Consider the following 13,387-nt stretch of genomic DNA (forward strand, 5'->3'; position numbering starts at 1 on the left):
TGCGTCAGGCGCTCCACGGTATCCACACCGACGCTTCCACCATGCCTTTAAAAAACCGTTTTTGCTGGTCTGCTCGCAAGCCCAACCGCGCTAGTTCCGCCGAAATAGGGGGCATGTTGCGGCCAGTAATACCCGTCGTGAGGCGAAAAAAACCATACATAACCGACAGCAACCCCCGCTGCCACCACCTTTGTGGCGGCGCGAAATCAGCCAGCAGCCAAGGCGCCGCGGGCCGACGAACTGCGTTTAACTGCGCCACTACCTGCCGCAGTCGTAGCGGGTCGAACAGGTCGAGAAAGAAAAAGGTAATAAGGCCGTCGAAAACCTGCTGACCGGTTAGGGCCTTTTCTGTGCCGAGCTGAAATTTTACTTGCTGCACCGCCGTTGGGCGCTGGCGGTGCAACAGGGACCGGGCTTTATCCAGCATCAGGAGAGACGCTTCCAGATACACGATGGTGGCCTGGGGCCGCAGGTGCAGGATTTCCAGTAGCACGGCCCCCGTGCCGCCCCCAACAACAAGCAAGTGCGGCGCACCGGGCGGCAACCCCACCGCCAAGGCGTGCTGCTGGGCGTGTAGTAGCGCCTGGCCGTACACGAGCCGGCTCAACGGGTCGTAGAAGGCTGCTACCCGGTCGAAGCCGGCATCAGGAAGGGAAGGAGACATGCATGTTTGCTTAGACCACAAATTCAGGCAGGCAACGGCCGCCCTGACGAAACCGTTATCCTGCCACCGGACCTACTCCGCTCCGGGCTTCAAGCATCCCTGCTTACGCTATCCTGCTGCTTATGACCAGGCATTTACGCCGCTTGCGGGCCATGTCCATCCTTTTTCTCACCGAGTTTGCTGTCACGCTGGTGCTTGGCATTGCGGGAGTAGTGGGGTTTCTGGCGCTGAGCCGGGAGGTGTTCGACCAGGATCCGGCCACTTTCGATGCCGCTGCTTTCCGCTGGACGCGGCAGTTGCTCGGGCCTCGGCAGCAGTGGGTGGAGGCGGTTACGTTCTTGGCTTCTCGCAACTTTATTATGGTGGCCGCTTGCCTGTTAATCAACTGGTTTCTGCTGGTGCGTAAGCACCGTTGGAACTCCCTGCTCGTGCCGGTGGTGGCCCTGGGCAGCATCACGCTCAACCTGGCGCTCAAGCAGTTCTACCAGCGGCCCCGGCCGCTGCTGCCGCTGGTGTCGGCAACGGGGCTCAGCTTTCCGAGCGGGCACGCCATGATTTCCGCCTCCTTCTATGGCTTGTTGATTTACCTTGCCTACACGCACATCCGAAAGGCCACTTGGCGCTGGTCGTTGATCGGGGGACTGGTGCTACTGGTGGCTCTCATCAGCCTTACCCGGGTCTATCTGCGTGTGCACTATGCTACCGATGTGGTGGCCGGTTTGATGGCCGGACTAGTGTGGCTGATAGTTGCAATTCCGCTGCTGAAACAGGTAGAAATTCGGGCGAGAAAACCGCTCAAGATTCAAGCGCAATCAACTGGAAAACAGCCTGAATAAGGTCTGAATGCAGGTTTTAATACAAAGATTTGTTTGGTTTTTTAGCCAAGAATTTGCCTTCACTTAGAAAATGCCCTTATCTTTGCAGAACCAAATAGCATTCCGAACGGGAATTTGTGGTTTGGTAACTACTTTGCGCTTGTGGCGAAATTGGTAGACGCGCTGTCTTCAGGCGGCAGTTCCGCAAGGTGTGGGAGTTCGAGTCTCCCCGAGCGCACCCCGAAAGCCGGTCCAGGAATGGACCGGCTTTCTGCGTTTATATCCTCCCTCTCCGGAGCCAGCTTTCGGCGGCGGCTAGCCAACCAACAAGAACTGCATCTGCGTAATCAGCAGGAAATCTGCGTTATCTGTCTGTGATGAAGAAACCTATCACTGCCCGCCTGCTCGCCGTTGTTAGTTTCCTGACTTTGGAAGTGCTGCTAGTGGGAGGCGCATTCATAGCATCGTTGCTGCTATTTTTCTACCTGACGCGGGTGGTATTCGTAGCAAACTCCGCGCAATTCGATAGTTGGGGTTTTCAGCACATGGACGAGTTGCGCACCACCTGGCCCTGGCTTACTTCCGTTGCGAAGTTCATCACTTTCTTTGCGTCGTTCCCCTTCCTAATTATAGCCGGCACATTAGGACCTGCTTTACTGCGTTGGTGGGGGCGCAAGCGCGAAGCATTGGAAGTATTTCTAGCGGTGTTGGGCGCTTCGCTGTTCAATCAACTGCTCAAAACACACTATCACCGCACCCGACCTTCATCGGCGCTCTTGTTTCAGCAAGGGCTTAGCTTTCCAAGTGGCCACGCCATGATTGGGATGGCCCTTTACGGCAGCCTGGCGTGGTTGCTCTGGCGACACCGTTGTCACCCGGCTTGGGTTGTGCTGCTGGTGCTGTGGGCTGTGGTCATTGGCTTTACCCGCATTTATCTGCACGTGCACTACCCCACCGATGTGCTGGCCGGCTTTGCCGCAGGCATCCTGTGGCTGATTCTGCTGCGCATCGCCTTGCGGCTATGGTGGCGAGAGCAGCAGCAGATGGGCTAGGCGAATGCGCAATGAACAGAACTAGCGCGCACCAACGACTTGGGAGGCACGAGCAAGTAGCAGGGGATAGAAATACACAGAAAATAATATTAGTTTTTATATATATTTAATAGGCAGGCTAAATCAGCTTGTGCTGCGGCCTCTCATTCGCCGGCTCAAGGCAGAATGGTAGTGGCGGTGGCTTTCATGAATGCTCCTGTTCTTTATGCTTGTATGAAACTCGTTTCTCAAACTCTGTTTCTGCGCATAGCATGCGCGCTGTCACTGCTACTGGCAGGCCACATAACCCAAGCCCAACCAACTAATTCAACTCCCTCCATACGCCCGATTCTGCATTCGTGCCGACCCGAAAACCCGGTTCGGCCGGCTACTGACCAAGTTTTCGGCTTGGCCGCTCCGAGTGCATCTCCGAGTTTGCTAATTGCTCCCCGAGTGCGGCTTATCTATCTGGTTCCGAGCGACCGAACTATCAACCCAATTTACGCAGGGGCCATTGCCAACGCCGGTCGTGACCTACAACGCTGGTATCAGCAGCAACTCGGTAACAACAAAACGTTCAGCCTGCACACGCCAGTGGTCGAGACCTACCAAACAACCCATTCGGTAGCTTGGTACCAGACCAACCCCAATGGAGACACATTTGCCCAGTTTTTCTACAACGCAGCCCAAGATGCCTTTGCCGCAACGGGTGGTGGCTACAACGACCCGAACTACGTGTACGCCATCTACATCGACGCCGAATCGGGCTGCGGGCAGTGCGGCGGCTGCGGGGGCGGCGGAATCCTGGTGGTAGGTTCCAACGATTTGCGGGGCTTAGTTGGTGAACCTGCTATCCGCTACTGCCCCACCGATTCGGAACCGGTGCAGTACCCGCCTTGCCGCTGGGTGGGCGGACTGGGCCACGAACTAGGCCACGCTTTCGGCTTGCCCCATCCTCCCGGCTGCGACGAGGGCCAAAGTTCCTGCGACGCCAACGACCTGATGTACTTAGGATACATCACCTATCCCGCCACTTATTTGCGCGCCAGCGAGCAAGCGACTCTCAACCAGAGTCCTTTTTTCACCACTCAAAATCCGCTAACCGGCTCAGGCTCCTGTAATAATTTGCTGGCAACCCACTCTTCGGCTAGCCTGAATGCACTACGCGTAAGCCCGAATCCGGCCCACTCCACGGCCACTGTGGAGTTGCCAGCCGTACCCGGTGCAAGGCAGGCCACGCTCACGCTCACCGACGCGTTGGGCCGGGTTGTGCACACGCGCACGGTTGCACTGCCCGCCGGTGGCTTGCACCAGCAGCTAAGCTTAGCCGGCTTAGCCTCAGGCATGTATGCGCTACGTGTGCACGCGGGCTCAGCCCGCGTCCTGCGCCGCCTGATTGTCGAGTAGCGCTGGCATTGTTGGCTGTGAAGCGTGAGTTGCGAGCGAAAAATAAGGTCCTTTTCTGCTTACCAAGCAGGAAAGGGCCTTACTCCCGGGTGTCTATTCCAGCTTCACCTTCACGCGCAAAGCCAGCAGGCCTTTCACGCCTTGTAGCTCTTCCAATTCCAACTCTTCCACTTCGGGTTCGAGCAGGCCGCGGTCTTGCAAGTAATCCAGGTATTCGCAGTACTCTTCGCTTTCGCGCTGCTGCGTGTAGACGATGGCAATGTGGCCGGGCTGAGTTAGCCGCTCGCCAGTGCCTTGCACGGTGGCCTTATCGATGCGCTTCTTGATGATTTCGTAGCGGATGTTGTAGGCGCCGTCTACATCAAACTGGCGCTCATCCTGCCGGAACCGAATACTCAACGATTGGCCGTGGACGAGAATGAGCTGCGTGGTGTCGAGCGGAACGGGCAATTGGGGCTTGAGGGTAGCAGAGCGGCGCGTAATCTCTATCATCACCAGGAGTTGCCACAGCCGCAGGTTTTTCAGAAAAACCATGTCAAACGGCTTGTTTTCCACCAAGGATGCGCCCACGTAGATGTTATATTCCACGCCGTCGGTTTTGAAGCGTTGGAAGTAGTGCGGGAACATCAGTTGCGCCTTTTCCTCTTCCTCGTCCAGGTAGTCACTCACCGTGTCGTTGAGTAGGGTGGTGCTTTGCTCGAAGGCCTTGCGGCGCTTGTAGACAATGCCAAGCTCCGGGTCGATGTTCGACCAATACTGGCTGATAACCGGCTCCAAAGCAGGCGTGTTCCGTCCCAAGTATTCGAACAGTGGTTCTACTTCGGTTTTCAACGACTCGAAAATGCTCACTTCATCCCCCGACACAATACCCTGGCGCAAACGACGCAGGTTTTTGTTGACATAGAATTTCAGTTCGTCGAGAATAGGCAGCGCCTGAAATTCGGCCGCCTTTTTCAACACTTTGTTGGCCAGCGTGAGGTGCTCAATCAAGTCGCCCTGCACGGCTTCGTTGCGGGCCGTGCTGCTACCGCGAATATCGGAGGAACCGTGCAGCGGAAAGACATCATGGAAGACAATGTCTTCCATCTCGGCGTTGCGGTTGCCGTCTTCCACTTTTTGCAGTAGGTTCTGGGCCGCATTAGTAAAGCGCCATTCCATAGTCGGATGGATGGCCGTGAACTTCTCCTTGATAATGGCCTGCACGCGGGTATGAATTTCCTCGGCGTTGCGCTTCACGGCCACCGCAAACAACGGCACGAACTGAGCCACCGTTTCCACGTCGAATTCGTCGAGGTCACCGATATTGGGCGAGCCCAACTCCAGCAAGCCCACCGTATCATCGCCGTAGGGCAGCAGCGCCAGAATAGCCGAGCGAATGCCCAAGCTCAGAATCTGCTGGCGCAAATCTTCGGGAATGTCGGCCGTTTCCACGTTTTCGAGCACCAACGGCTGGCGGTTTTGCCACAGCTCACGGTAAATCTGCCGGAAGCCCGAGCCGGCGTCCTGGCTGTGGAGCTGCTTGGTGAGGAAACTGTGGTTGATTTTGCGGCCGAAATCCACGAAAGCCTGCTTCTTTTCGTCGTAGGCCGCAATGCCGAGCTGCAAAAACGGCCGCCCAAACAGCACGCGCAGTTTTTCCTGAATCTGCTCGAGCCGGTCGGAGGCTTGCAGTACGTCGCGCTCCAGCAAGTCGTATTTCAGCTCCGACAAGATTTCCTGGTCGGTAACATCCACTAGGTGCAGGATGTGGAAGCCCTCCAACTCGAACCGATCCACGGGCAGTAGCTCCTGCCAGATGTCGATGCGGTGAGGGTTGCGAGTGAGGCGCTCTATTTGCTCGGAAGTAAGCTCGGGCTGTGGGCCGCCTACCACCCGCACTTTAAGAAAAGTGGTGTTGAAATCAACGCCGTAATGGCGATAAAGCCCAATGCTGTAGTCGGGTACGGTGAAAATGATAGTCCCGTACTGAGGCATTTGCACCCCGTATACTTGGTCGAGAATCAACTGGTAAGCCATTCGGGTGGAATGAATTTCCAGGACTCGGTTGTCGATATTGAGCGGCTGCTTGATGGTTTTGGAACTCGTCAGCAGCACCTCCGCAAAGCGGGGCGTGTGGTAGAAGCTATACCGCTGAAACGGCGCAATAGCCCCGCTTATATCGGAGTTAAAGGAAGCCGGCGGAAACATAGCCAGCATCAGCGTTTCTACTAGGTCGCAGTTGCATTCCAGCACGGCCATGTCCGTGATAGGGCCTCGGGCCCAAGATTGTTCGGCTACCTTTTCCCCAATGGCACGCGCCAGCAAGGCCAAACCCGGATTCTGATCATCCTCGTGGGCCTGCCAGTACGCAATAATCGGTTCGAAACTAAGAGTCGATTTAAAAGGAAACTCCGAGAGAGTTTTGCGGGCAATTGTAGGTTCGGGTAGCATAGGTAAAGCAACAACACCGAAGGTAGCCAAATCATTGCGGCTCACTACCGGGAGCATAGTTCTATACGCAAATCCTTCTTCTACCGGACGTTCGGTAGCTGTTACCTTTTACGATTAAGCAGAACTGTGTCGGGCAAGTCCCGGTTGGTAGGGTCCGCTAAATCAAAGCGTTGCGCATCAACTCTAAGCTCTTTGCGGATGTTGGAGTTGCAGGAGCAGCAGCCATTGCCCACTATCTCGTCTTGCAGCAAGACGTTTGTAATCAAGAAGCTGTCGGTGGGGACGTCGCGCTTGCCTAGATAGATGGTGTAATTGTATTCGTCGAGCTTGCGGGAGCCGCTTTGGACGAAAGGCTGATTGTTATTGATGGCTACCGTTTGCACTACCGGGCGTCTTCCGCCGGTTACTCTTATTGTCTCGGTGCGAGGGCGCTGCGCTGTATCGAGGGGCACGCGCCGGATGTAAACCGTGTCGAGCTGGCTGGCCCGAAAACCGGAGGAAGTAGTGGTGTCAAGGTTGAACCGAAAAACCAGGACATCATCTAGTTCATCTCGACAGTCGCAGGCCACGGAGCCGCAGCAAGCCGCCAGCGCGGTAGAAATAACAAAGAGCAGAAGCCAGGTAAGCGGGTTGCGGAGCATAGGGGGCAAAGATAGAAGGGATTCGAGTGGGCATGCCTATACGCGTAGGTTTGGCAGCCGTCGTAAAATACCTATTTCGATAAGGCAGCGGCAGTGTCAAGCATCATTTTAGATGGCTGACGGTTTCAGGTAGTGGAAGAAGCAAGGGGCAAACGGAAAAAACCAACCCCAGAACGAGATTGGCTTTTTAAACGGTAAAAGAGGGCCGCTTATTCTTTTACAAACCGCTTAGTTTCCGAGCCGGCGCGGGTGGTTATTTTGTAGTAGTAAGTGCCCTTCGGCAATTCAGCGAGGTTGACTTCGAGGGTATGGGAGCCTTTCTCCTGCTTCACTTCCTGCGCTACGGTGCGTAGGGCATTGCCGCGGCTATCAAGCAATTCCACCGTTACGGGGCCCGCCTTGGTTACGGTGTACTCTAGTTGGTTGGTGGCTGCTGCGGGGTTTGGGAAAAGGCTGGTGCCGCTTGCCTCACGTTCCGCTGGCGTAGCGGCAGGAGCAGCGGGGTCTAGCAGAAGGAAGGCGGTCGGCCGCAAATACCGGCCTGCGCCAATTCGGTGCTGCACCCGGCCTCTGTATCGGCCGAGCTTCTCTTGCTGCTCGGGAGTGACATTTTTAAACGCAATGGCCTGCATATCCGCTGCCCATTTTTCTTTCTGCGGCTGAATTTCCTGGAGCAGCTGCGTAATGTTGCTAGCGTACTTCTCGGTCATCTGATTTACATTCAGCAGGATGGTCCGAGTCTCGGCGCGTAGCTGATGAAGTTGCTGTTGCTGCGCTTCGGTAAAGTGCGCCTGTGGGCTGGCAGGGTCAGCGGTTTTGGGAGCACTACTCGGGGCGCTGCGGAAACTCTGCCGAAGCGCTTGGCCACGTTGGCGTACTTCCTTGAGCTGCGTGCGGTAGATGGCTAGCTGCGCTTTGTCGGCGGTGGCGAGTTGGGTTTCCAGCTTCTGGCGCTGTTGCCGCACCACCGGCAACACGTTTTGCGCGACGTACACTTGCATTTCGCGGCGCACCGGATGATTGTCTTGCTGCTGCTGGCCGCGGGCGGGGGCGGTCAGGGCCGTGGTCAGCAGCACAAGAACCAGCGTCAGGGAGTTAAATAGGTTTTTTTTCATTGCAAGAAGGATTGTGCTGTTTCATTTTTATAGATCGAGCAATGAAGACAGAGTTTAAGGTGCCGGCCGAAAATATATTCCAGCAAACCAACTAGCGTGTGTGGACTGCCGCTTTTTAGGGCGTCCTGCTTGATCTGGCCTCTGCGCACCTGTAAACAGCTTGCTAGCGTGGTAAACTGGTCTACCACCACAAGCGCAGTGCGCGAGATGCTTCGGCAAGCGCAGTAGGACGACCTGAGAGTACCAATGGACTGAAAAGGCAGGCAATTGGTGCCAACTCGTTACTTTTTCAACGCCGCCCGTGCTGTATCTTGTGCCCCGCAATGAACGACCCGGAAATCCGCGCCCTGCTTTATCCGCTGCTTACCGGCGGCGTGTACGTCGATGAGTTACCTACGGGCAGCACCCGCGTCGATGTGGTGCACATCACCGAGCAGTTTATGCACGGCTACGAAGTGAAAGGCGATGGTGACACGCTCCAACGGGTAAGCCGGCAGCTAACCTGCTATGCTGGCGCCTACGACTTTGTTTCCTTTATCGTCACCGAAAAGCACTTGCCTAAGTTGCTGCCCCTACTACCCGAGTGGGTGGGGGTACTGGTAGCGTCGCCGGGCGAGTTGTGTGTGCACCGGCCGGCGCTCTACAATGCCACCGTCGAGCGGGCTGCCGTGGCGGACTTGCTGCTACTGGAAGAAGTACGCCAGTTTCTGATGGCCCAAGGCCTGACGGGCGTTAGCTGGCTGCGTCGCCGGGAGGTGTTGAACGTGGTACGCAACGCACATTCTGTTCCGCTCTCGGTTCTGGCCCAGTACGTGCGAGAACAACTGACGGCCCGGCTGCCCCAGCGCCTAGAGGCGCGCGCCGAGCGCAAGGCCGAGCGTCAACGCTTAGGCGCCCGCCGTCGCAAACCAAAAAAGAAAACCAAGAAGCGCCGCGTCCCTAAAGCAGCCTAAGTTGGTGCCCGAACACTACGTCCTGTGCGGGCTGAAACTACCAGAACTATGCTTCCGCCAATCGGCACCAGCTAGAATCGTAGCATCAGTTGCTGCCCGGGCGTTTCTATTTCCGTTTCCAGCGTGGAAAGGGCCACGCCCAACAAACGCACCCCGAGTGGCAGCGGCAGCAGGGTCGCTAATAGCTCATAACTAACTTGTGCTAACAGCTCAGGGGTGCGGATGGAAGCCAGAAAGGTGCGGCTCCGGGTTATTTGCCGGAAGTCAGCATATTTCACTTTCAGAGTTACGGTGCGGCCGGCGGCACCGGTGCGCTGGCTAGCGGCCCACACGGCATCCAGTACGGGCTGTAGCCCCGCTAGTAGCTCGTCGTGAGTGAGCAAGTCGTGCTCGAAGGTGGTTTCCGAGCCAATAGACTTGCGCACCCGGTCGGCTACCACTGGGCGGTGGTCCTGGGCGCGGGCAATGTGGTAGTAGTGCGTGCCGGCCTTACCGAAGTGCTGCCGCAGAAAAGCCTCTGTTTGCTGCCGCAGATCCAAGCCCGTAAAGATGCCTAACTGATTTAACCGGGCCACCGTGGCCGGCCCGATGCCGTGAAACTGCCCTACCGTGAGTTTCTCAACAAACGCCAATCCTTCGGTTGGCTTGATTACAAATTGACCGTTCGGTTTTCGGTAGTCGGAGGCTAGCTTGGCTAGGAATTTATTGTAGGAAATACCCGCCGAAGCCGTTAGCTGCGTTTCGGCCAGAATCCGGGCCCTGATTTCTTGGGCTAGCTGTGTGGCCGAGTTGATCTGCTTCAGGTTATGCGTCACGTCGAGATACGCTTCATCGAGCGACAGGGGCTCGATAAGGGACGTATACTCCGCAAAAATGGCTCGAATCTGCCGCGACACTTCCTTGTACACCTCGAAGCGCGGCTTCACGAACACCAACTCCGGGCACTTGCGCAGCGCCACCGACGAAGCCATTGCCGAGCGCACGCCAAACTGCCGCGCCTCGTAGCTGGCCGCCGCCACTACGCCTCGCTGCCGTGAGCCTCCCACGGCTACGGGCCGTCCGCGCAACGTAGGCTGGTCGCGTTGTTCCACCGAGGCATAGAAGGCATCCATGTCCAGATGAATAATCTTGCGCTGTAGTTCCTGCTCCACTTCGTTGCCACTGAAACCACGAAGATAAAGCGCACAGCCCGGACCTGCGCCCTAGATTTTGCTTCCGGCGGCAGGCGTTAACCACGGATAGTTTACACAGCCTTATGCGCAAAGAAATGCCTCTACCTTAGAAAAGCAGAGGCATCGAAGTAGGTGATAACTGTGCAGATGCAGCGTTCTAGTGTGACTGCTGCACCAAACTGCTATCAACTTCGGCCAGGCCTTCAATGGGCTCGGGAGCCACGTAGTTGTCTACAAACTCGCCTTCCCAGCGGGCCACTACGGCCGTGGCCAAGCAGTTGCCAATAACGTTGACCGCCGTCCGAGCCATATCCATCAAGGCATCAATACCGAGGATAATGAATACCGGCCAAGATGGCAAGTTGAAGGAAGCCACCGTAGCCAGCAGAATCACCAGAGAAGCCCGTGGTACGCCCGCTACGCCTTTCGAAGTAAGCATCAGCGTAAACACCATCACCAGTTGCTGCCCAAACGACAACTCGATGCCGGCGGCCTGCGCCACAAATACGGCTGCCAACGACAAGTACAGCGTCGTGCCATCGAGGTTGAAGGAATAGCCGGTTGGCATCACAAAGGCCACAATACGGCGCGGAACGCCAATGCCTTCCATAGCTTCCATAGCCCGTGGCAGCGCCGCCTCCGACGACGTGGTAGCGAAGGCAATGCTCACCGGCTCGGCAATGGCCTGCACGAAACGCTTAACGGGAATGCGCATGAGCAGCGCCACCGGCAACAGCACCAGCAGCAGAAATGCTAGCAGCGCCACGTAGAGCGTGAGCAGCAAGTAAAAAGCGTTCTTGAGCGGCTCGAAACCCATTTTGCCTACGGTGTAAGCTAAGGCGCCGCCTACCCCAATCGGAGCGAAAAACATCACTACATTGGTGAATTTGAACATCACCTCCGATAAGCTGTCAATCACTTCCAGCATCGGGCGGCGCTTGTTTTGGTGCACCATAGCCAGCCCGATAGCGAAGATGATAGCGAATACCACCACTTGCAACACCTGCCCTTCGGCCACCGATTTGGCAATGTTTTCGGGGAAGATGTGCAGGATGATGTCGGCAGTGGTTTGCTTGACGGGCTCCAGCTTTTCGGCTTCGGCGGCAACACCCGCCTGGCTGATGCCGACGCCGGCCTTGGTTAGGTTGATGGCCGCCAGCCCGATGAAAAGGGCAAACGTGGTAATCACCTCGAAATAGATCAGGGCCTTGAGCCCCATTTTACCTACCTGCTTTAAGTCGGCGTGGCCGGCAATGCCGACCACCAGCGTGGCAAATACCAGCGGTGCAATAATGGTCTTGACTAGCCGTAGGAACACGTCACTGAGCACTTTCAGGTTCACGGCGAATGCCGGAAAGTCGTTTCCGATTTCGGCCCCAACAAACATGCTGACCACAATCCAGAACGTGAGGGAGCGGCGCTGAACTCCATAGGCCACGAAAGCAGCCAGAAACAGCCAGCGCGCTGCCCGGGCCACTGCGGGGTCGAGCGCAATCAACTGATAAGAGGTGAGAACGGTAAGCAATACGGCCACCAGGGCCAGTAGCAGAACGACGGAGACAAGTCGCGAAAACTTCATACGCGGCAGCAAAGGGAAGGAAGGTGAAGGTAGCAAAGATAGGTTTTTGGGCTTCCTTATCGATTGCCTGCTCTTTGCTCGCAATAAACCAACTTATTCTGGAGGTTCAACAAAGCAAAGAGGACCGCCATACGGTCCTCTTTACAAAACTTGGTGAGTGGGGTGCTTTAACCGCCCAGGGGTACTTTCTTCAGGGCGGTGCCTTCGTTGGTCGTCAGCCGTATCAGATACATCCCCGTCGATAAGTCGGGTTGCATGCGCAGCGAGGTGCCCTCATACAGCGGCACGTCGCGCTTGTACATGCGGCGGCCGCTCATGTCCAGCATTTCCAGCCTTACAATTTCAATGTCGGCCGGCTGAACACGCACGAAGAAGGTGCCGTTGTTGGGTACGGGATAAACATCAATTACAAATTGGATCGGTTGAAGGTCAACGGCCTTAATGGGCGAATAAACCGGAGGCCGGTCGCTGCGGAACTGCACGACGCGGTAGAAATTCATCCCGGCTTTTGGTTTTCGGTCCACGGCTTCATACGCGTGTGGTTCAGAGGAAGTGCCGGCTCCGGGCTGGCGGAGCAACTCCACGAAAGTGACCCCATCCGTGGACCGCTCAATCACGAACAATTCGCTGTTCTGCTCGCTGGTGGTCGCCCAGTTTAAGGCTACCTGTCGGCTTTTGAGGGTCACATCAAAGGTGGTGAGTACCGGCGTGAACACAGGTAGGGCCGGTGAGTACAGCACGCCATTTGGCACTAGTTGTTTAACTAGGCCCGGCCCCTGGTAGCGCAGCATCAAGCCTTGGCTTCCGCCATGTTCTCCGTAATGGATTTTGATGGTGTGTATGCCGGCGGCTAGCGGGCAAGTTTTAGAAGTCTCACGGAAGCCAAGCTTGTCTCCGGCGTTGAAGGCTAATGGCTGCGGGTTATCATCAAGCCAAAAATAGGCTGCATCATCAGAGCCCAAATAAAACGTGTACTGGCCTGCGGTAGCCACATACAGCTTACCTTGAAAGAGGCCACTGAACTCGTCGGGATGATTTGGGCGGTAATACGTAGCAACGGGTCCCACCCCGAAGTTGTCGGTTTCGGCTTCCGCAAAATTTATATTTTCGATTGGGCGGTTACGAACAAGCGGAGTGGTAGTATTAAAAAAGCTAAGCGTATCGTAGAAATAGCCGTGGTAGTAGTCGGCCGTCAAACCCGGAATTCCAGTTTGCGAAAAGACCAACTGCGGGTGCGTTATTTGAACAAGCCATAACAGCCCAAAACAAAGACTGATCTTGACGCGAATACCCCGTAGCGTAGCGCCGCAAACGTGGTGTGCGCTTTTAATTGCTGGCTTATATAGAAGGAACTGTAATAGCGGGGTAAGCATGTTCGTATAGCAAGAGGGCGGGAGGGAACTTGCCACGTTAAACGGGACCAGAAATATATTTGGCTATAAATTGTTCACATTTTTAGTGAAATATTTCTCTGATTTTTTGTGGCTTGGGCTGGCCTGCTGGCGAGGTAGTTACCTCTCTTATTTAGGAACGTTAACAACTAACTTAAAACCGCATTAAGATTAATGAAAGTGAATTTC

At 55.8% G+C, this 13,387-nt stretch carries 11 protein-coding genes and 1 tRNA gene; 5 read left to right on the forward strand and 7 right to left on the reverse strand.

Annotation, left to right across the window (positions count from 1 at the left end):
* Positions 1-4: 4 nt before the first annotated feature.
* Positions 5-664 (reverse strand): class I SAM-dependent methyltransferase, encoded by a 660-nt coding sequence (locus ACFE7X_RS06035; RefSeq protein ID WP_375434768.1) that lies wholly within the window; start codon positions 662-664, stop codon positions 5-7.
* 152 nt (positions 665-816) lie between these two features.
* Here ACFE7X_RS06035 and ACFE7X_RS06040 point away from each other — a divergent pair, with 152 nt between their 5' ends.
* The 4 genes from ACFE7X_RS06040 to ACFE7X_RS06055 all read left to right on the forward strand — a co-directional run bounded on the left by ACFE7X_RS06040 (position 817) and on the right by ACFE7X_RS06055 (position 3,917).
* Complete coding sequence (locus ACFE7X_RS06040) at positions 817-1,500, forward strand: phosphatase PAP2 family protein (RefSeq protein WP_375434769.1); 684 nt, start codon at positions 817-819, stop codon at positions 1,498-1,500.
* A gap of 135 nt (positions 1,501-1,635) precedes the next feature.
* A tRNA-Leu gene (locus ACFE7X_RS06045) sits at positions 1,636-1,717 on the forward strand.
* 139 nt (positions 1,718-1,856) lie between these two features.
* Positions 1,857-2,531, forward strand: a complete 675-nt coding sequence (locus tag ACFE7X_RS06050; RefSeq protein WP_375434770.1) for a phosphatase PAP2 family protein — start codon at positions 1,857-1,859, stop codon at positions 2,529-2,531.
* A 213-nt stretch (positions 2,532-2,744) separates the two neighbouring features.
* On the forward strand, positions 2,745-3,917 hold the full coding sequence (locus tag ACFE7X_RS06055) for a T9SS type A sorting domain-containing protein (RefSeq protein WP_375434771.1): 1,173 nt from the start codon (positions 2,745-2,747) through the stop codon (positions 3,915-3,917).
* A 93-nt stretch (positions 3,918-4,010) separates the two neighbouring features.
* Here the strand turns inward: ACFE7X_RS06055 and ACFE7X_RS06060 are convergent, their stop codons facing one another.
* The 3 genes from ACFE7X_RS06060 to ACFE7X_RS06070 form a co-directional block, all read right to left on the reverse strand.
* Positions 4,011-6,347 carry a GAF domain-containing protein gene (locus ACFE7X_RS06060; protein ID WP_375434772.1) on the reverse strand — a complete coding sequence of 779 codons (2,337 nt, stop codon included), beginning with the start codon at positions 6,345-6,347 and terminating at the stop codon, positions 4,011-4,013.
* 101 nt (positions 6,348-6,448) lie between these two features.
* Positions 6,449-6,988, reverse strand: a complete 540-nt coding sequence (locus tag ACFE7X_RS06065; protein ID WP_375434773.1) for a hypothetical protein — start codon at positions 6,986-6,988, stop codon at positions 6,449-6,451.
* Between the two features lie 209 nt (positions 6,989-7,197).
* The gene (locus ACFE7X_RS06070; protein ID WP_375434774.1) at positions 7,198-8,103 is read right to left on the reverse strand and encodes a T9SS type A sorting domain-containing protein; all 906 of its coding nucleotides are present in this window, start codon (positions 8,101-8,103) and stop codon (positions 7,198-7,200) included.
* Between the two features lie 323 nt (positions 8,104-8,426).
* Here ACFE7X_RS06070 and ACFE7X_RS06075 point away from each other — a divergent pair, with 323 nt between their 5' ends.
* A complete protein-coding gene (locus ACFE7X_RS06075) occupies positions 8,427-9,056 on the forward strand; it encodes a sce7726 family protein (protein ID WP_375434775.1) in 630 nt (209 codons plus the stop codon).
* Positions 9,057-9,127: 71 nt separating this feature from the next.
* On the opposite strand, the gene dinB is transcribed toward ACFE7X_RS06075, so the two are convergent.
* From dinB to ACFE7X_RS06090, 3 genes are all read right to left on the reverse strand, one after another.
* Positions 9,128-10,207, reverse strand: a complete 1,080-nt coding sequence (gene dinB, locus ACFE7X_RS06080; RefSeq protein ID WP_375434776.1) for a DNA polymerase IV — start codon at positions 10,205-10,207, stop codon at positions 9,128-9,130.
* Positions 10,208-10,385: 178 nt separating this feature from the next.
* Entirely contained in the window at positions 10,386-11,807 is a 1,422-nt protein-coding gene (locus ACFE7X_RS06085) for a dicarboxylate/amino acid:cation symporter (protein WP_375434777.1), read from the reverse strand.
* 167 nt (positions 11,808-11,974) lie between these two features.
* Positions 11,975-13,033: a T9SS type A sorting domain-containing protein gene (locus ACFE7X_RS06090; RefSeq protein WP_375434778.1), complete on the reverse strand. Its 1,059-nt coding sequence runs from the start codon at positions 13,031-13,033 to the stop codon at positions 11,975-11,977.
* Between the last annotated feature and the right edge of the window lie 354 nt (positions 13,034-13,387).

It is taken from the genome of uncultured Hymenobacter sp., assembly GCF_964242765.1.
In the GTDB taxonomy this organism is placed as follows: Bacteria; Bacteroidota; Bacteroidia; order Cytophagales; family Hymenobacteraceae; genus Hymenobacter.

Excerpts from the sequence above, each read along its gene's own strand:
- ACFE7X_RS06075 (WP_375434775.1), top strand. The coding sequence starts at position 8,427 with ATGAACGACCCGGAAATCCGCGCCCTGCTTTATCCGCTGCTTACCGGC.
- ACFE7X_RS06040 (WP_375434769.1), top strand. The coding sequence starts at position 817 with ATGTCCATCCTTTTTCTCACCGAGTTTGCTGTCACGCTGGTGCTTGGC.
- ACFE7X_RS06050 (WP_375434770.1), top strand. The coding sequence starts at position 1,857 with ATGAAGAAACCTATCACTGCCCGCCTGCTCGCCGTTGTTAGTTTCCTG.
- ACFE7X_RS06085 (WP_375434777.1), bottom strand. The coding sequence starts at position 11,807 with ATGAAGTTTTCGCGACTTGTCTCCGTCGTTCTGCTACTGGCCCTGGTG.
- ACFE7X_RS06065 (WP_375434773.1), bottom strand. The coding sequence starts at position 6,988 with ATGCTCCGCAACCCGCTTACCTGGCTTCTGCTCTTTGTTATTTCTACC.
- ACFE7X_RS06060 (WP_375434772.1), bottom strand. The coding sequence starts at position 6,347 with ATGCTACCCGAACCTACAATTGCCCGCAAAACTCTCTCGGAGTTTCCT.
- ACFE7X_RS06035 (WP_375434768.1), bottom strand. The coding sequence starts at position 664 with ATGTCTCCTTCCCTTCCTGATGCCGGCTTCGACCGGGTAGCAGCCTTC.
- ACFE7X_RS06070 (WP_375434774.1), bottom strand. The coding sequence starts at position 8,103 with ATGAAAAAAAACCTATTTAACTCCCTGACGCTGGTTCTTGTGCTGCTG.
- ACFE7X_RS06055 (WP_375434771.1), top strand. The coding sequence starts at position 2,745 with ATGAAACTCGTTTCTCAAACTCTGTTTCTGCGCATAGCATGCGCGCTG.